The organism is Pseudaestuariivita rosea, assembly GCF_017592335.1.
GTDB classification, from domain to species: Bacteria; Pseudomonadota; Alphaproteobacteria; order Rhodobacterales; family Rhodobacteraceae; genus Parasulfitobacter; species Parasulfitobacter rosea.
In genome coordinates, this window is record NZ_JACNMP010000051.1 from 1 (window position 1) to 17,209 (window position 17,209).

Genomic DNA, 17,209 nt, shown 5'->3' on the forward strand with positions numbered 1-17,209 from the left:
TCTCCCGAAGGTCCATCGAAAGTGCCTTACCCACTGCTCGCCCTCCATCTTGTGGTCGGCGACAGTGAATCAGCAAAATAAGCCTATGTGAATCCCCCTTGATTCAGGTCGATTTCATCACGCTCTAACATCTCCCTAACGCCCGTCAAAAATGGTTAACACGTGCAGAACGTTACCAAAGCCCGACACCTCAGCGCGCGTTGACAGCCTGTTTTGTACGTCCGGGAATCGTACAAAATCTGCGTACGAAACGTACGATTTGTAACAAACGCATTCGCCGTCTCACCCAAAACCACCAAAAATGTGCAAATTACACATTTATTTTGAGCCCAAATTCACACCGCACACCGCGTTCACTTTTGCGAAGTTGCGTCGAATTCGTAATGGTCCGGCGACATGCTACAGAATCTCAGGAGAACTCCTTTGTTTTCAACCATCTAAGCCCGCACCGACTGCGCCAGCGGGTACCGTGCCAGAAAACGCGCCCGCAGGATCAGAACCCACAGCACCACAGCCCCGAACTGATGCACAATCGCGATCTGCCAGGGCGCCGAATACATCACCGTCACGATGCCAAGAACCATCTGAATAAACATCATCGCCATGACCGCGTTAAAGGCAAAACGCGTCTGCACATTCCCGCTTTTGCGGGCTTTCAGCCAAACGACTAAACCATAGATAAATAACAGATATCCCGCCATCCGATGCATGAACTGCACCAGCCCGTCGTCCTCAAAAAAGTTCCGCCAAAGGGGGGTCAGCTGAAACGGATCCGGGGGCAAAAACCCGCCCGCCATCAGTGGCCAGTCGATGTAATTCCGCCCCGCATCAATACCCGCCACCAGCGCCCCGATCAGGATCTGCAGCATCGCAAAATGCATCAACCCGGTGCCCATGCCAAACAGCTTTAGCTCGGCGCCCCGCCGCGCTTGCAACAATTCAGCCTCGGTCCGGTTCAGCTTGAACACATACCAGGCAATTAATCCAAGGATTACAAAGGCTAAGCCCAGGTGGATCGCTAACCGATAGGAAGCCACGTCCAGCATTCCGGGCCTTAATCCGCTGGAAACCATCCACCAGCCAATCGCCCCCTGTAAACCGCCAAGCCCCCCCAGCAATAACAATCGCCCCGTCCATCCAGTTGGTATCTTCTTGGAAACAAAGAAGAAAAGAAAACCGATGCCCCAGACCAATCCGATAAACCGCCCCAGTTGGCGGTGCCCCCATTCCCACCAATAGATCACCTTGAACTCAGCCATCGTCATACCGCGGTTCTGTAACTGATATTCCGGTATGGCACGGTACTTTTCGAACTCGGAATCCCAGGCCTCTGCGCTCATCGGGGGCAGCGCGCCGGTCACCGGCTGCCATTCGGTGATCGATAGCCCCGAGTCCGTCAGTCGCGTCAGCCCACCAACCGCTATCATTATGACAACTAAGGAAAAAAGACCCATCAGCCAGATGCGGATCGCCCTGCGCGCGCCCTGACGGGATGTGTCAATCAACCCTGTCTTAGGCGTTGTTTCACGCTGATGATCCGATCCGACGTCTTCAAAAATGCTGCGTTTCTGCGTCATGGCTCTTCCGTCATTTTCCGCGGAAGCTAGAGCCGAAGCGCCGCGTCTTCAACCCGCAATGCCACCATGTCGCGGGCTTAATGCCGCAGAAAGAACCGCATCATCTCGGCCGAGGCATTGGGACCATATTTTGAGGTATAGCTGCCCGCAGTTTCGCCCCCAGACCATGCGTGATCCAAGTCATCGATCAGCCAATGCTCTGATTTTGCATTGAAAATCCCCCTGGCGATACGTGTTCTGGTGCAGTCCAATCCACCGGCCGCAAAAACGCTCTGGCGTTTCAGGGGCCAAGGTCGCCACCTGCCCAAACCCGCCAAACGACTGGCGTTTGCCTGCGAAACGACCCGATCCTTTGCCCCCTGAAAAACGATCATCGGCACCCGACCAGGTCCGATATGCCCCAGGTTGCCTTCTTTCATAGCAGTGATCGCCGTCGACAGTGTATCCGCCGCCCCCGCTGGCACGCCCGAATGCACGCCAGCCGCTGCAAATCGGCGCGGATACAGCCGACACAGGATCGCAACCATCGACGCGCCCGCAGACAAACCCGCCAGATAAACGCGACGAGGATGGCAATTTTCACTGGAAATCAGGTGGTTAACAAGACCCATGATCTGCCCGGCCTCGCCCAGACCCGTTTGGTGCCTTGGTTCAAACCAGTTCCAGCACCGGTTGAGGTTCGACATCATCCGTTGCCTGGGATAGGCCACGATGACCCCTTTGGCAGCAGCATGATCATTCATTTCCGTGCCTGTGGCAAAGTCACCCGGTGTCTGGCGACAACCGTGCAACATGATCAATAGCGGTGGCCGCTTCGGCCGATACGCGGGTGTGAACAGCTTGTAAGACAGAACACCCAGATCCGAGCGGTGTTCATCGTCGTCAAAGCGATCGATTTTCTGAAGGGTCATGGAACCTGCTTTTATATCTTTATGGCCATAACAAAGATGCGATCACCTTTTTGCAACCGCAGCATTTTCTTGGATGAAAAGGGGCTTGTTTTCGCCTATCGCGCCAAAACAAGATCGGCTTTCAAACCGCCTAATTCCTGACTTTCGCCTAAACGCAAAGTACCGCCATGCGCACGCGCCACGTCGTTGGCAATCGATAGACCCAAGCCAACACCGGAGCCCTTGTTCTGATTGCGGCCCGGTTCAAGCCGGGTAAAGGGCTTTATTGCTTCTTCCCGCTCAACAGCAGGAATGCCTGGACCATCGTCTTCAACCGTGATTCTGACAGCGTTTTCAAGCACTGCGACCGAAACCCGGGCCTTGGTGCCATAGCGAACGGCATTGCCGATCAGATTGTCGACCGCCCGCCTGATCGAGACGGGGCGCACCATGATGCTGCCCTGCCCCTCGGCCGCTTTCAGGGTCACATTCGATCCGGATCGCGCCGCATCATCAACTGCACTGCGGGTCAATGCGACCGGGTCTGTGTCCTCTAGTTCATCAGCGGCATCGCCCCGCGCGAAGTTTAGAAATTCGTCCAGCATCCGCTGCATATCGGCAACATCGCGCTTCAATGCCTCGACTTCTGGATCTTCTATCATCGAAAGACCCAGCTTTAGCCGCGTCAGAGGCGTGCGTAAATCATGACTGACCCCTGACAACATCATCGTACGCTGTTCAATCTGTCTTTCTATCCGCGCGCGCATGTCCAGAAAGGCATTCCCTGCTGCACGAACCTCTGACGCGCCCGAAGGTTTATAGGCCACAAGACGGCCCTTCCCAAAGGCTGAAGCCGCATCGGCAAGCCGTTTGATCGGACGAAGCTGATTACGCAAAAAGATAAAGGCGATAACGGTCATCAACAAGCCGGTGAACACCAGAATGACCAGTAACTGATGCGGGTTTGATGCAGAAACACGCCGCCGATCAAAACTGACCTGCATAACGCCATGCCGCGTCGTCATCTCAAGAAAGACACGGCGGTTCTGACTGGCCAGATCAATCATCCCGATCTCGGGTCGATTACGCCGCAATGTGGCAATCACGGTCAGGCCGGAAAAATCGTACCACATCCGACTATTGATCAAAGGTTCAGCGCCGAAACGCACGCCTAACGCCAGTGGCCCCGCCAATTCCTGAGCAATTGCCTGAGCGTCTGTCAGTGTTTCCGCGCTCTGTACCTCTTGAAACAGGTAATCGATTTCCAACCCAATATTCCGTGTCATCTGGAATGTGACATCTTCGAAATGTCGCTGAATAAATGCGATGGACACGGCGACCTGCAGAACGATCACCGGCAGGATCAGGATCAGCGCAGCCCGGCCATAAAGACTGCGGGGCAGATAGGGTTTCATCCAACCGAACAACATGGCATCACCCTAGCCATGGGAATGGCAAGAGGAAAGCCATGACAAAAGATAACGTGATCACTGCGTTGCAGGACGGGCTGCGCGCGATCCGGGCACCCAACCCTTCGCCCATGACATATACCGGCACGATGACGTATCTGCTTGGTCATAAGGACATTGTGGTCATCGACCCGGGGCCTGTCCAGTTAGACCATCTGCATGCCATCTTGAATGCTGTACCCAACGGCAATCGGATCAGTCATATTCTGGTAACACATTCCCACATTGACCACTCATCCCTTGCGGCACATCTGGCAGCCAAGACAAGCGCCCCGATATTGGCGTTCGGAGATGCCGAAGCCGGACGCAGTCCCGTTATGCAAAAGCTGGCCCAAAGTGGTCAGATTGATGGGGGCGAAGGCATTGATACTGGTTTTCAACCGACCCAGACCCTGAAAGATGGTCAGGTCATTGGCACACCTGCCGGTGCTATCACAGCCATCTGGACGCCAGGACATCTGGGAAATCATATGTGCTTTCAATGGGAAAATGCTATTTTTACTGGCGATCATGTGATGGGGTGGGCGACATCACTGATTTCGCCTCCGGACGGTGATTTGACACAGTTTATGGCGTCTTGCGATAAGCTACTTCGTATAGCTGCTGATGTTTATTACCCTGGGCACGGTGATCCTATCACCGCCCCACATGTGCGCCTTGGCGATCTGATCCAACATAGAAAAGCCCGTGAGACCCAGATTCTGAACGAACTGCAGAAGGGTGACGCAACGGCCAGTGAGCTGACCGCCGCGATCTATAAAGATACGCCTGCTGTTTTACGACCGGCGGCTTATCGTAATGTTCTGGCGCATCTGGTTGATCTGGAACAGAAAAATATCATTTGCACAGATGGTCTTTTGTCCATAAACGGCCGCTTTCGGCTGCTGGATCATATCGATCAATAATTATGTTTTTTCATGAAATCGCTCTGGACGGCGATGATATGCATTGCTATATCACACGCCAGATTCCGGCGTAGCTCAGCGGTAGAGCAGTTGACTGTTAATCAATTGGTCGTAGGTTCGATCCCTACCGCCGGAGCCAAAATAAGCCCTTTAAGGTCAAAGCCTTAGAGGGCTTTTTTATTCCCGAAACTTCTCGCGTAAGGCGGAAAAGTAAGGCGCGCGTAAGGCTAGACGCATATTTTTAGACCGGCCCGCCCAAACGGAATCGCGCGTGCAAACCCCCAGAATCAAACACAAATCCCAGCGACACCCACAGCAGTAGGAAAAACAGGCCCGACTGGGCCTGTCTCACGATCAATCGTCGTCGCCGTCATCGTCGTCGCCCGCGTCATCGTCGTCCCCGAACATATCCAACTGGTCCCCGGCCACGGCAACCTTACTCGGGGCCTTACGTTCCTCGGGCGTGGGCGTGGGCAGATCGGCGGCGGCGAAGCAGGGACCGGCCACGACCTTGTCGATTGCGGCTTCAAGCTCCGGCTCCATCGCAAGGGTCGCTTCCAGCACCCACAGCAGTTCCAGCAATTCGTCGCTCATCCGCGCGGTCCAGCGTTCCGGGCGGATTTCATCGAGGGGCGAGGATTTCTTGCCCGCCCGCTTCTTCATCCGGTAGCCCAGCCACGACTGCACGACCTTCAAGCCCGATACCTCGAACTCCCAAACCTGCGGCGACACGGGACCGAACCGGCCATCCCCCACGACGATCTCGCACTTGGCGTCGTCATAGGCGTATTCGACCGGGTAATGCGCCGGATCGGCGGACACGCCCTTTATCGTGGTGGCCTTGCCCTGCGGCACCTCATCGCCGCGATCCTTGCCCCGGAACCGTTCGGCATAGGTATGCAGCCAGATCAGTTTGCGGCCCAGCTTCGCCGCCTCGGCAAAGGTCTTGCCGTCTTTGGTCAGCGGGACGCGCGGGCCGGGGGTTTCAAGCTCATTCCAAAAGCGCCGGGTATAGGATTGCCCGCCCATCAGGGCATAGACATAGGCCGCAAGGTCCTCGGCATATGGCATGGTGCCGTATTCCGCGCCAAGGGCATCGAGCAGACCGGCGGTCACGTTCGGTTCGGTTCCGGCGGTGTCCCGGTAGAGGGGGATCACGTCCTTGCCGCCGCGTCCACAGAAGGCATCCTTATCAGGGACGGCGGCACCAACGCAAAGGCCAGCGCCGAAACCGATAACTTTGGTACTCATAGTCATCAGGAACACCTGATGTTCCGAAACCAAGTCCCAAAGAAGGCCACCCATTCGATCGTTTACGCGGTTGTCCTCAAACGCGAAATGGCGATCTAAAAAGCGCCACATATATTGTCGTATTTCAGGCTTGGGGTCTTTCCTGGTCAGACCAGAAATTGCAGGAAGTGCCAAGCGCGAGGAATGGTGTGGATATGCACGTTCGACTTTCCGGTAGTTATTATTGTGAAATGCTTTTGGCTTTTCGGAGGCTGGCGTTGCAATAAGGCGATCCCATCTTTTTTCTAGTGTCGTCTCATTCTCGGCTACGGGCCATGCCCTGCCGAACATTGAACCGCTCCGCTGAAAAGGAAATAGATCAATCAGTCTTGGCCAAGCGAAGTAATCGCCTTTTCCAGCAGGAAGGAAAGGTGCGTGCCAGCCATCTGCGCATTCTCGCCACACAAGGTCTGAGAAATTGGCGATAGGCTCAGTTTGTCGTCCCGGTCAGCGCCTTCGATCTTCGCATAATGCACCTTCGCGGGTTTATTGGGCGAAGGCTTTGCCGCCCGGACGCCAATGGCGATGGCAACCGGCGTCAGGATATTAAACACGTTGGGCGTCTTGCGAGTGCCAATGTTGTCGCCACCAAGGTCGATTATCCAAAGCTCATCAAAGGTGCGCCGCATCATCTCGCGCACACCGATGAAGCCCAGTCCTGCCAGATAGCTCGACGCGGTAATAAACGTCACGACGCCACCGCAATTCTGTTGCTCGAACAGACGCCAGAGCGCCCAGCGCCAGAAATAGACATAGTCGTTATAAAGATTTTTCAGGTGCACTCCCGCCCCAGCATCGCTCGCCGGTTCGGTAAAGTCCCGAAAGATCGGGCGTTCGCCCTGCTCTTCCTGTTTCGCGCCACCTTCGATCTGGTCGCCAAACCTGACCCAGCCGCCTTTGCGCTTCGTGGTAGTGTCGTCAAATTCAATCTGTTGCCGATCATAAGGCGGATTGCCGAGGCACACGAGAATATCCCCGCCCTGCTTCACCTTGCGCGCGGCCTCGTGTTCCTGGGTTAGCGCGCGGTAGGTCAGCGTCAGCCCGCCGGGCGGAGCCGCGTTCGGGCTTTCCAGCGTGTCGGCCAGATAAATGTTCAGCCGCTTGTCCAGTTTTTCCTCGGGCTCGCCCGCCGCCGCCTTGGCGTCGTTCATCGCGCCTTCCAGCGCCTGCGTCAGCCGCAGATGGGCAACGGCATAGGGGCCAACCAGCACCTCGAACCCGTGCATGTTCTCGGCCATCTGGCGCGCGCGGGCGGGCACCGCGCCGGGGCCGGATCGCTTGCGCACCTTTTCCAGCCCGTGCTTCACCGCCGCGACGGGATAGGTGCCGGTGCCCACGGCGGGATCAAGGAACACCACGCCATCATCGGCAAAGCCCAGCTTCTTGCCGAACCGCTTTTCCAAAAGTTCGGAGGCCAGCCGAACCTGCAATTCCACCACCTCGCGCGGGGTATAATAGACGCCATAATCCTTGCGCAGCTTGGGGTCATACGCGGCAAGGAAGTCCTCATAGAAATACAGCCAGAGGTCGGGCTTCGATTTCAGGAAGTCGTGCGGGTCGAGCGCTTCGAGCGAGCGTTGCAGCATCTCAAATCCGACAGCCAATTCCTTGCGCGCATCATCATGGCCAAGCAGTTTCAGTGTCTGCGCCAGCAAGCCGTTGTTCTTGTCGAGCGTCTTGGCTGCCTCGGTCGGGTCGAGCTTGGGCGCACCGGACAGCCGCGCCAGCAGCATCGCGTAGGTCACGGTCTGGGCGTAGGCGTCCGCAAATTTGGCATCGTCGGAATCAGGGAAAAAGAACCGCCGCCATTCCCCGGCCAGAAGCCCAACAGCAGAGCCGGGCAGGCCCAGCGCATTTTCTACCTCAGACCGCAGGAAACGGCTCAGCGGGGCGAGGTATTTGGCGAGGCCCGAAGGCGTGTGCGGCACATTCGGCTGCCAGCCCAGAAAGTCGCGGAATAGGCGATCCAGCGCCTCGGCATCCTCCTTGCCGGTCGCGGCCTTGCCCTTGTCGGTCGGGTCATCCGTCAGCCGCACGATGGGCTGGCCGTCCGGGCGTTCGCCGGATCGGTAGAGCGACCATTCCCGGCCATCGGTATAGATCAGGTTGGGCAGGCCTTTCAGCTTGGCCCATTGCTTCTTGTTGTGGTCGCCTTTCAGTTTCGGCGCATCCGCCCCAAGGCCGGGCGCTTTCAATTCGATATATCCGCAGATCAGGCCCCCGACATAGATCGCAATGTCGGGTCGGACCTTGTGTTCGGACAAATGCGTTTCTGTTCGGGTTTCAACGGTCAGCCCGTATTTCGCGCCAGTGGCGACAAAGAGCGCCGCAACCTCGGGCTTCAACTGGTCTTCGGGCGAAGCGGCCCCGGGTAGTGCGAATTTCGCCTTCAACGCATCTGCGAAAACTTCGAGATCACCAATATCCATTTACTGCTCCTGCCCGGATTCTTGTTTGCTCAGCAATAGCAGACAGTTGCGCCCAAGGGAATCACAGATCGCCCTATGCGGGCACCCCGAAGGGGGCGTATCGAATGCCACGCGCACGGGCGAGAATTCTTGGGGGCGGCACGAACCGCAGATCGCCACCCCGCCGCCGTTCCTTCAGAGGGTCAATGCAGGACCGGCGCGCGCAGTTTCAGCCAGCCCAGATCGGTCGTGGCGCAGAACCAACCGAAGGCCCGGACCACCTTGTGGTCGTGCTGGCGGATCAGGTGCGGCGTGGCGGCGTCGGGATCGCGCACGGCATCGACCCAGACTACCACCCGCCGGTCATTCACCGGCTGGCGCGACAGCATCCCCACCAAGGCCCCGAGGGGGCCGCGTGGCACACCGTAGAGCCGCGCGAAGCGTTCCACGTCCGAGGGTGTGGGCCAACCGTCAGGGTTGGCCTCCTCGGCCCAGGAGACCAGCGCCATATGGGCCTGCCGAAGGCGGCGCGGGAACAGGGTCGGGTATGCCTCTGCGATCCGCTGCGACCAGACCAGATCCATCACCCCGCCTCCACCGCCGCGCCTGCGTTCTTCGCCGCATCCCGGTCGGCCAGAGCCGATGCGATCCGGGCCGTGGCGTTGCGGCGGCCCGAAGCGAACTCGCGGTCAGCGTTCAAGGCGCGCTGGTGCGCCTGCTTCACCGCCGCGATGGCCGCGCGGGCCTGCCGCACATCGTCACCGATCAGCCGGTCGGCCAGTTCCTGCGGCGACACGATCCGCTGCTTTGCGGGCATCCGGTCCAGCAGCGCCGTGACACTGGCCCCCAAGACCTGATCCAGCGTGGCGGCGGCCAGCGCAGCCGCCGTGCGCAATTCCGCCGGGCCAGCGCCCGAAAGCTGCGCCATATGGTTCGTGCGCTTGTCGCTGCCCATCCCGGCGCGGGCCAGAGCGACCACCGGCGAAGCCCAGAGCGCATCCGAGGCAGACAGGCCCGAGGCCAGTGCGTCGAGCTGGCGCAGGATCGCCCAGCGGTCATCATCCGACGCGGCGCGCACATCATTGCGGGCCTTCGCGGCCATCTTGGTTCCGGCGTTCTGGGCGTCGAGCTTGCCGAACCCCGCGCGGCGCGCGCTGTCGGCGGCGTCCTGCCCCTGCTTCAAGATCGCCGCCTCAAGCCGGTCGATCATCGCCCGGTGCTTTTCTTCAAGCCGGATCGCGGTGGCGACGGCCTCGGCCAGTTCGGGCAGTCCATAGAGCGTCCCGGCGGCAGGCAAGGTCGGGGGCGTGTCGTCGGGGGAAAGCGTTGCGGTCATCGGTCGGTCCTCTCAAATTTAGGGGCCGACGCGCTGCCACTGCGCTGTCAGGGTCGCCATCGCCCCGGATGCGCAACTATAGCGCGTGCCGTGGGGGCGGCAGAGCGGTATTCGTTGTTGCTATTTGCCCCCAAACCAAGAACGACGCGAACGCCATTTCTTGCCCGTAGCATCGACAACACACGCCCTCACCGGAACCAAATATCCATCCGGTACTTTCGAAAAACACGAAAAGGACTTCGAAGTTCGCGCTGGCAATTCGATTTCACCGCCTTGAGACACAGCTTGGTAAATTGTCGAGTTATGTCCCGCGATTGTTCCGTCTACGCGACCATCTTTTGTTTCAAGCCAAACATCTTGGAGATTAACAGCCACATTACCCACGTTCCTCACCTTAACCTTATGGGTTATCTCGCTGGTATGGGACTTTTGCATATATTCAGGCGCGTCATGTTTCATTTTCTCGATCCGTTCCGCAAATGCTTCACGGCTCTTCTCAATCACTATCTCGACTTTGAGCCTCACCTTTGTGCCCGAAACAGCGTGTCGATATCTCATATAGTTCAGCACAAGAGCAATTGTGCCAACAGCCGCACCATAGGATGCGACGATGTTTCCCTTCACAAACTCAAAGATCGTTTCCAGCAATTCCATTTATCCGCCGCCCACAAGGAAATTGCTAAGGGTACCACAGGCACCGCCCATGGCCTTGCCTCAATCCAAATGTCATTTAGCGTATGGTAAGGGCGGATGCCAACAGATACGGACATTTTCGTGCGGATCGGCACGGCTAGTCGCCCCGTTTGGTCTCAAGGTCCATCACCGCCTCGATTGTCCGCTGGCCCGGGATGCGCTCCACGGTGTCGGGCCGGATCGGGCTGTCATACAGGCCCGCCTGCCGCTGCGCCTCAAGAAACTCCTCCATTGTCATCTTGTTCGGCACCACCAGAACGCCGCTGGTGTCGATGTTCACGTTCACCCCGACCTGCTCGCCTTCGCGGTATCCGTGCCGGGTCTTCAAAAGGAACATCGCCGGGACATACTGGCCCGCCATCGCCAGATCGTGCAGGACGCCCACGAGCTTGTCGTGTTCGGTCGCGCGGCCCCGGTCGATGGCCTCCTGCACCGCAGGATCGCGCCGCTTCGCAGCGCGGAAGGCATCCTTGCCCATCCGCAGGGCCTTGGCCATCGTCGCCTCTGCAACGCCGCGCGCGGCAAGTTCCTCCACGATCTTCAATCCGCGCTTGCCGATCCGGTAGGCAGGACCGCCGGGGGTGCCGTCCGACACCCGGCGCGCCACCGCGTCAAACCTGTCTTCATCCATCTGCCATCTCCTTGTCGAACTCTTGGCAAACCCTCTGGCTCAGGCCCTTGCCGCATTTCAGGTTGCGCGCGATCCGGTCCATTCCCATCCCGTCCGCGCGCAGGGCGCGGATCGCGTCGATCAGCGCGTCAGAGGCCGGGGCGCGACCGATCTATTTTCCATTCGCCCGGGCACGCGCCATTCCGGCTTTCGTGCGCTCCACGATCATCGCGCGCTCAAACTCGGCAAACACGCCCGACATCTGCAACAGGGCGCGGCCCGCCGGTGTCGAGGTGTCGAGCGCCTGCTGTTCCAGAAAGAGGTCGCAACCGACGCTGCGCAGCGTCTCGAACAGGTCCACCAGATCGCGCAGGGATCGCCCGAGGCGCGACACATCCCATGCCATCACCACGTCGAACCGGCGGCGCGCGGCGTCCTTCACCATCGCGTCCAGCGCCGGGCGCGCGCGCTTGGCCCCGGATGCCGTCTCGACATATTCGCACACAACCGCCCAGCCCGCGCGCCCTGCCACCTCTCGCAGGCGGATAAGCTGGTTTTCGGGCGTCTGTTCGCCGGTCGATACCCGGGCATAGATCGCGGCGCGGGGGTGCTTTCGGACAGTCCATTGTTGTTGCTCCATTTCTTCGCTCAACCATAGGCAGAACATACCGCGAACACAGTTGGGTCGTCTATCCGAAAGCACCCTGTGCCGGTCGGTCCGGGGGTGGCTGTCAGGGCGGGGATAAACGCCTGCGAATATGGGCTTTCAGGCGGTCAGATCGTGCGACCCTTGCGGGGTGGCCATTGCCCAGCAAGATCAGGCAAAGGGGATCGGCGCGGCGGATCGCGGACCGCAACACCAATACCAGCCCGGCGGGGCGCGGGATCGGGCGTGGCCTTTTAGGAGCGGCGCACAACGCGGGTTTCGGTGTTTTCGGCTTCGCGGCCCCGGATTCAGACGGCGCGGCGCGGTCGGGGTTCGGTCGGGGCTGCCATTCCGCTAACGCCCATAGCGGCAACGGTTTCTTTCATCCGGTCGGGGCGGTCGGGGTTAGTCTCAACATATCCCGCAGAGCGAAGGAAAAAGAGAGATAGGGACAAACCAGAACACACAATAGGCGGAAACCCCGACCGCCCCGACCGGGACAGCTAAGCCCCTGTTATTTTGGGCAAGGGGCCGGGGCGAACCCCGACCCGAACCCCGACCGGCCTAGAACGGCGGATCGTCCGACCTGGGCCGCGCGTCGAACCCGGACCGCAGGGCAATGCCACCATATGCCTCAATCCGCCGCTTTCCGGTCGGGTCGTGCGGATCGCGGGGCCGGTAGGGCCTCACGGCTTGGTCGGTCGCGGAATAGAGGTCCTGCGCGAAGATGTTGGCCTTGCCGACATAGTCCTGTCCCATATGCTCCCGGTGCCATTCTCGGAAGGCCGCGAACAGCCGATCCTTTGCCACCCAGAGGTCGCCGCCGATCTCGCACCATTCGCGCACGAAGGCCGGGATGGGCGACGAGAGGTCCGTCATCTGCAAGGCAACGTCGCGCCCCGCCTCGGGCTGGGTAATCCGGTGCGTCGCCCTAACGCGGCGCCAGCCATCGACGGCCCACAGAAGGATGCCGGGCAATTCGGCGGCAAGGTTTCGCTTTAGGTCGGGGTCTTCGCGTCCATAGAAGCTCTGCCGCATCGGCAACACGACGAAACGCGAAACCAGCGCACCCGACCTGTCCGCGAACTTTGGCACCTCATTCGTCATCACGACAAACCGCGTCCGCAGCGTCACCTCGACAGCGTGGCGATGCTTGCGGTTCACGCTCACGCGGTCTTCGCCCGTAATCCGCAGCAGGTTTTCCGCCACCGCCGCCTCATCGGTGCGACCGCTTAGGCGCATATCCGACACGATGGCAAGCTGCTTCGCCAAGAGCGGCTCAAGCCCGAAGTCGCTGCGCCCGAAGCTGTTCAGGGACGGGGCCACGGTATTTGCCTCACCGACCAGCTTGCCCATAATGTGGCCGATGGTCCCCTTGCCCGACCGCTTCGGGCCGGGGATCAGCAGGGCCTTCTGCAAGCTGGTGTCGGGGGTCAGCAAGTATCCCATAAATTCCTGCAATGCGGCAATGCAGTCGGCTTCATCATCACCGGGCCAGACTTCGCGCAGGAACCGCAGCCACCGTTCGGGCGGCGGCGCGTCGGGATCGTGTGCGAAGTCGAGCGCGTTGCGCGTAAACAGGTCCGGCGTGGCTGGCAAGAGGTCCCCCGTGGGCAGGTGCAACAGGCCCGAACGGGTCGGCAAGAGCTCCATCGGATCGGGGCCGGACCGCCCGTCCAGCCAAAGCGGCGGTTCCTCGCGCGACGGCTGCAGGTGCGCCACTCCGCGCAGTGCGTCGATTGCGCCCGATACCGTTGCGCTAGTTGGCACAAGCGACTTTACCTTGCCATCGTCGTTTTCGACGCGGCAGGTCTCAAGGAACCGCCAGACTTCCGACCGCACCGTGTCGTCGGCCACACCGACATAGGCCGCGCCGTCCCAGTCAAGGAACTCCTGCAAATGGTGCCGCAGGTTCGGCCGCAAGACATCACGGCAGGCCCGCGCAAGATCCATTGGCAGGGGCCGGAGGATAGGACCCGGCGCGGGTTGCTCCTCGTGGGCACGGGCGATCTGGCGGTCGGCATAGCGGTCCGCGCCCTTCTGCTCCAAGACGTGCGCGCTTACGGCAAAATCCGGGTCGAGGATCACTGCCTTCATTTCAGCGTCAGACACCCCTGCGCGGATCATCTCGCACAGCACATAGAGCACGAGGCGGGATCGGTCTTCCCAGCGGCCCGGGTCATCGGGATCGTCGCCGGTCACGATCAACGCCTTCACCGGGTCGGACACCGGCAAGGCCGACACGTCCACATCGGCAACCGCCGACACGGCCCGGACAGGCCCGGTCTTGGCAGTCGCCGTCGCCGCCTTCGCAAGCGGCGCGAAATCGGCCAGCCAGTAGCGCAAGGACCAATCCGCGAAGATCACGCGCGCCACGCGCGGCGTCCGCCCCTTCTTGCGCTTCTTCTCGCCCGGCACATTCACCGTGCCCGGCAGCCTCATAATCCGGTCGATGTTGTGGCAATCATCACCGCCAAGCGCGACCTCGATGCGCCGGTTTCGATCTTCGACCTGCAGGTGCCGCGTTTCATCGCTGCGTTCGCCCTCCAGCACCACAGGCGCATCGAACAGAAAGAAGCCCTGGTATCCCCCGCCACTGTCAACGATCAAGCTGGGCGCGGGATCGTATCCGCGCAGAACCCTTTCTGCCCGCTCACGCTCGGCAGCCAGCGGTTCCCCCGCGCGCGGGTCAACATCGACGTGCAGCGCAATCGCAGCCCCAATGTCGGATTTCTTGGGCTTGCTGCTCACCGGACCGAACACGCTGTTCACGGTAAAGTAGATGTTCTGGCGACCCTGCCGCTCGTCGATCCACTCTGCCATGCGGTCGCGGTCACCGGCGCCAAACGTCGCCGTGGTGGTCTTGCCGACATCCGGCGGGATCGCGGTCAGGACGCGCGGCCCGTCCCCGCACCAATGGTCAAGGAAGTCGAGCGCCGCGCCGGTGTCCGGCGACAAGCCTTTTTCGTCGCCTCGATCATCACCCGGCGGTATACTCGCGCTGTCAGGGTGATGATGATGGTTCCTGTCCTCTGCGCCCCCGGCCCGCTGCCCAGCGCAGGGGGTGCTTTCGTTCTCCGGCCCACTCATTCCGACACCTCGCCCGGCTCGACGCGGTGCTGGGCCATCCAGTCACGCAGATCGGTAGCGCACGAGCTTGCCCGAGGCGCGGATAAAGGCAGGGCCACGCCCTTCCTTGCGCATCGTCTCCATTCCAGCAGGCGTCAGCCCGAGGAATGCGGCGGCGTGGGCCGTGTTCAGGTATTCAGGGGGTGGCGCATATCGGCCAGTGGCATAGCCATCGGCCATTTCCTTCGCCACGAGCTTTGCGAATGCAACAGGATCGTCCATAGAGCCTCCTGCCCCATTTCGGGGCAATAGAGGCTCGCGGCTGGTCCTTAGCGTCCGCGACGTGGGGCCTAGCCGCACCCGCCCGAAGGCAAGGCTCCCCTCGTGGGGATTTATAGCGACCGTTGTGCCGTGGCCCGCCGGTTAAGATGTCAACGGCATCGTTATACCGGCTTAAGCGGGGCTGCGTCTAGATGCTGGTTCTTGTTGCCGAAGGTTTTCCATCATCACCGTGCTTATGCGCTCTTGGGCCAGCAGAAGCTGGTTCCAGACGCCCGTTCGGCTGCCGTAGGTGCCCGAGTGGGTGTCGCCCTTCTGCGAATGGTTCATCAGCTTTTTCGACAGGTTGTCGCTCACCACGGCCCATTCGCAGGCGTTCCGGTAGGTGTGGCGCAAGCCGTGGCCGGAACACGGCAATTTGGGTTCGGTGGTCGCATAGAGCGACATATGCCCGGCGAAATCTCCGGTGCCGCGCTTGGCCTTCGACGGATCGCCCGGGAATATCCATTCACGCGCAAGGGCGGGCTGGTAGACCTTCGCAGCCCGGCGGGCGCGCGCAAGGCAGGCCAGCATCGGACGCGTCAGGGGAATGTCATAGGCACGGGCCTTGCCGCCTTTGGGCGTCGGGATGTGCAGCCGCCGCTCGGCCACGTCGAGGTGTTCCCAGCGTGCCGTCGCAATCGCCCCCGACCGGCTGCCAGACAACAGCAGGAATAGCTGAAATTCAGCACGCACTCGATTTTCCATCGCAAGGTATGCCTGCCACCACGCGGCAAGGTCGGACAGGTCCATCGCCTTCTTGTCGCCGTTCTGTTCCTCGGGGTTATACGTCACCTGCCGGGTCGGGTGCCATCCGTCCGGGTTTGGCCGGACGTGCCCGCGTTCGAGCGCCCAGTTATAGATCACGCGGAGGGTCCGCATCGCGCCGTTCGCAGCGTAGGTGCCGCCATGCTGCGGGTGCGTCTGCTTCGCGGAAATCGCATCGTGCCGGGCCGCGACCTTTCGCGCCCCCGCCTCAGTCGCCAAGTCTTCCAAAGGCGTGTCATGCCAGATGCCCAGAAGGTGGTCGGCTTCGACTGCATTCCGGTAGCTCGCGACTGTCGCAACGCTCCGGCCTTGGCGCTCTATCGCAGATCAGTAGAGGCCCCACGCCTCGCCCAGGATCACGCCCCGCGATTTGTCGGCGGCTAGATCGCCGCTCAGGATCGCGGCAATCTCTGCCTTGGCCTGTTCACGCGCGGTCTTCACGCCGGTTTCGGGAAACGCTGCGAAGGCCCGGCGCACCGTTTTGCGCGCCTTGCGCATACTGTCATCAAGCACGCGCAATTCGCGCTGCACGACCCAGCTTTTGGCGGTCTTGCCAACCTTCAGATAAAGACCCGGTTCGACCTCATCCGCGATCAGCTTCTGCCCCTTGGGCAGGAAGGGAAACTTGGCGGCCATCGCGTCTGTCAGGCGGGCCTTGGTTGGGTAGTTGGTCATATGTGCCTCCGGTCTGGCGTAAGGCTCGCGTAAGGCTACCTTGGGGTCAAGGTATCTTTGCGGAGCAGTCTATGGGGGTGGGTATGCGTCTCAAATCATTGTTTTCGCTCGGCTTAGCCTAGCTTAGCCGCCCACCAGCCGTCTAGCCCATAGAACTGTTAATCAATTGGTCGTAGGTTCGATCCCTACCGCCGGAGCCAAAATTCCCCAATAAAATCAAAGATTTGATAAAGTCTTGCCTGTTGGGGATTTGGCGTTTTTGCAACGTGTCCGTCTTCAGAGTTTTTCGGAGAACTGAGGCTGTTTGGTAGTGGAGGCTCTGGTTCAGTTTCAGTTTCAGTTTCAGTTTCAGTTTCTGGTTCAGTTTCAGTTTCAGTTTGAGTTTCAGTTTCTGGTTCAGTTTCAGTTTCAGTTTGAGTTTCAGTTTGAGTTTGAGTTTGAGTTTGAGTTTGAGTTTGAGTTTGAGTTTATGCGGCAGCTGATTGGTGCTGCAAGCGACGTGTTTGGATTGTCTTCTTTTTGATCTCCTCTCTCATTTTCAGGATCTTTGCGTCG

General features: G+C 60.0%; 16 protein-coding genes and 1 tRNA gene. 3 read left to right on the forward strand and 14 right to left on the reverse strand.

Going from position 1 to position 17,209, the window contains the following annotated elements; genetic code table 11:
• Positions 1–437: 437 nt before the first annotated feature.
• The 3 genes from ctaA to H7848_RS18575 all read right to left on the reverse strand — a co-directional run bounded on the left by ctaA (position 438) and on the right by H7848_RS18575 (position 3,897).
• Positions 438–1,577: a heme A synthase gene (ctaA, locus tag H7848_RS18565; protein ID WP_208354358.1), complete on the reverse strand. Its 1,140-nt coding sequence runs from the start codon at positions 1,575–1,577 to the stop codon at positions 438–440.
• A gap of 77 nt (positions 1,578–1,654) precedes the next feature.
• Positions 1,655–2,488, reverse strand: coding sequence for an extracellular catalytic domain type 1 short-chain-length polyhydroxyalkanoate depolymerase (locus tag H7848_RS18570; protein WP_208354360.1), 834 nt, complete (start codon positions 2,486–2,488; stop codon positions 1,655–1,657).
• A 95-nt stretch (positions 2,489–2,583) separates the two neighbouring features.
• Positions 2,584–3,897: an ATP-binding protein gene (locus H7848_RS18575; protein WP_208354362.1), complete on the reverse strand. Its 1,314-nt coding sequence runs from the start codon at positions 3,895–3,897 to the stop codon at positions 2,584–2,586.
• A gap of 38 nt (positions 3,898–3,935) precedes the next feature.
• Between H7848_RS18575 and H7848_RS18580 the strand changes: the two genes are divergently transcribed.
• Positions 3,936–4,841, forward strand: coding sequence for an MBL fold metallo-hydrolase (locus H7848_RS18580; protein WP_208354363.1), 906 nt, complete (start codon positions 3,936–3,938; stop codon positions 4,839–4,841).
• Positions 4,842–4,905: 64 nt separating this feature from the next.
• Positions 4,906–4,980, forward strand: a tRNA-Asn gene (locus H7848_RS18585).
• Positions 4,981–5,195: 215 nt separating this feature from the next.
• Here H7848_RS18585 and H7848_RS18590 read toward each other — a convergent pair.
• The 11 genes from H7848_RS18590 to H7848_RS18640 all read right to left on the reverse strand — a co-directional run bounded on the left by H7848_RS18590 (position 5,196) and on the right by H7848_RS18640 (position 16,654).
• On the reverse strand, positions 5,196–6,536 hold the full coding sequence (locus H7848_RS18590; protein ID WP_336512152.1) for a type ISP restriction/modification enzyme: 1,341 nt from the start codon (positions 6,534–6,536) through the stop codon (positions 5,196–5,198).
• Entirely contained in the window at positions 6,455–8,524 is a 2,070-nt protein-coding gene (locus H7848_RS18595; protein WP_208354365.1) for a type I restriction enzyme HsdR N-terminal domain-containing protein, read from the reverse strand. Before H7848_RS18595 ends, H7848_RS18590 begins: the two co-directional genes overlap by 82 nt.
• 218 nt (positions 8,525–8,742) lie before the next feature.
• The gene (locus tag H7848_RS18600; RefSeq protein ID WP_208354366.1) at positions 8,743–9,123 is read right to left on the reverse strand and encodes a hypothetical protein; all 381 of its coding nucleotides are present in this window, start codon (positions 9,121–9,123) and stop codon (positions 8,743–8,745) included.
• Positions 9,123–9,875 carry a hypothetical protein gene (locus H7848_RS18605; protein ID WP_208354368.1) on the reverse strand — a complete coding sequence of 251 codons (753 nt, stop codon included), beginning with the start codon at positions 9,873–9,875 and terminating at the stop codon, positions 9,123–9,125. The genes H7848_RS18600 and H7848_RS18605 overlap by 1 nt, the downstream gene beginning before the upstream one ends.
• 120 nt (positions 9,876–9,995) lie before the next feature.
• Positions 9,996–10,529 (reverse strand): hypothetical protein, encoded by a 534-nt coding sequence (locus tag H7848_RS18610; RefSeq protein WP_208354369.1) that lies wholly within the window; start codon positions 10,527–10,529, stop codon positions 9,996–9,998.
• Between the two features lie 136 nt (positions 10,530–10,665).
• Positions 10,666–11,199, reverse strand: a complete 534-nt coding sequence (locus tag H7848_RS18615; protein ID WP_208354371.1) for a hypothetical protein — start codon at positions 11,197–11,199, stop codon at positions 10,666–10,668.
• 151 nt (positions 11,200–11,350) lie between these two features.
• Positions 11,351–11,818: a recombinase family protein gene (locus H7848_RS18620; protein ID WP_208354374.1), complete on the reverse strand. Its 468-nt coding sequence runs from the start codon at positions 11,816–11,818 to the stop codon at positions 11,351–11,353.
• Between the two features lie 570 nt (positions 11,819–12,388).
• Positions 12,389–14,782: a DNA primase family protein gene (locus H7848_RS18625; protein ID WP_208354376.1), complete on the reverse strand. Its 2,394-nt coding sequence runs from the start codon at positions 14,780–14,782 to the stop codon at positions 12,389–12,391.
• A gap of 174 nt (positions 14,783–14,956) precedes the next feature.
• The gene (locus tag H7848_RS18630) at positions 14,957–15,175 is read right to left on the reverse strand and encodes a helix-turn-helix transcriptional regulator (protein WP_208354378.1); all 219 of its coding nucleotides are present in this window, start codon (positions 15,173–15,175) and stop codon (positions 14,957–14,959) included.
• A 171-nt stretch (positions 15,176–15,346) separates the two neighbouring features.
• A complete protein-coding gene (locus H7848_RS18635) occupies positions 15,347–16,093 on the reverse strand; it encodes a tyrosine-type recombinase/integrase (RefSeq protein ID WP_208354381.1) in 747 nt (248 codons plus the stop codon).
• A 213-nt stretch (positions 16,094–16,306) separates the two neighbouring features.
• The gene (locus tag H7848_RS18640) at positions 16,307–16,654 is read right to left on the reverse strand and encodes a DUF4102 domain-containing protein (protein ID WP_208354383.1); all 348 of its coding nucleotides are present in this window, start codon (positions 16,652–16,654) and stop codon (positions 16,307–16,309) included.
• A 310-nt stretch (positions 16,655–16,964) separates the two neighbouring features.
• Here H7848_RS18640 and H7848_RS18645 point away from each other — a divergent pair, with 310 nt between their 5' ends.
• A complete protein-coding gene (locus H7848_RS18645) occupies positions 16,965–17,177 on the forward strand; it encodes a hypothetical protein (protein ID WP_208354385.1) in 213 nt (70 codons plus the stop codon).
• Positions 17,178–17,209 lie beyond the last annotated feature (32 nt).

What these genes read in the sequence shown, in the direction of transcription:
- H7848_RS18580 (WP_208354363.1), top strand. Translation starts at nt 3,936, where the DNA reads ATGACAAAAGATAACGTGATCACTGCGTTGCAGGACGGGCTGCGCGCG.
- H7848_RS18610 (WP_208354369.1), bottom strand. Translation starts at nt 10,529, where the DNA reads ATGGAATTGCTGGAAACGATCTTTGAGTTTGTGAAGGGAAACATCGTC.
- H7848_RS18605 (WP_208354368.1), bottom strand. Translation starts at nt 9,875, where the DNA reads ATGACCGCAACGCTTTCCCCCGACGACACGCCCCCGACCTTGCCTGCC.
- H7848_RS18570 (WP_208354360.1), bottom strand. Translation starts at nt 2,488, where the DNA reads ATGACCCTTCAGAAAATCGATCGCTTTGACGACGATGAACACCGCTCG.
- ctaA (WP_208354358.1), bottom strand. Translation starts at nt 1,577, where the DNA reads ATGACGCAGAAACGCAGCATTTTTGAAGACGTCGGATCGGATCATCAG.
- H7848_RS18640 (WP_208354383.1), bottom strand. Translation starts at nt 16,654, where the DNA reads ATGACCAACTACCCAACCAAGGCCCGCCTGACAGACGCGATGGCCGCC.
- H7848_RS18615 (WP_208354371.1), bottom strand. Translation starts at nt 11,199, where the DNA reads ATGGATGAAGACAGGTTTGACGCGGTGGCGCGCCGGGTGTCGGACGGC.
- H7848_RS18630 (WP_208354378.1), bottom strand. Translation starts at nt 15,175, where the DNA reads ATGGACGATCCTGTTGCATTCGCAAAGCTCGTGGCGAAGGAAATGGCC.
- H7848_RS18620 (WP_208354374.1), bottom strand. Translation starts at nt 11,818, where the DNA reads ATGGAGCAACAACAATGGACTGTCCGAAAGCACCCCCGCGCCGCGATC.
- H7848_RS18635 (WP_208354381.1), bottom strand. Translation starts at nt 16,093, where the DNA reads ATGCGGACCCTCCGCGTGATCTATAACTGGGCGCTCGAACGCGGGCAC.
- H7848_RS18600 (WP_208354366.1), bottom strand. Translation starts at nt 9,123, where the DNA reads ATGGATCTGGTCTGGTCGCAGCGGATCGCAGAGGCATACCCGACCCTG.
- H7848_RS18575 (WP_208354362.1), bottom strand. Translation starts at nt 3,897, where the DNA reads ATGTTGTTCGGTTGGATGAAACCCTATCTGCCCCGCAGTCTTTATGGC.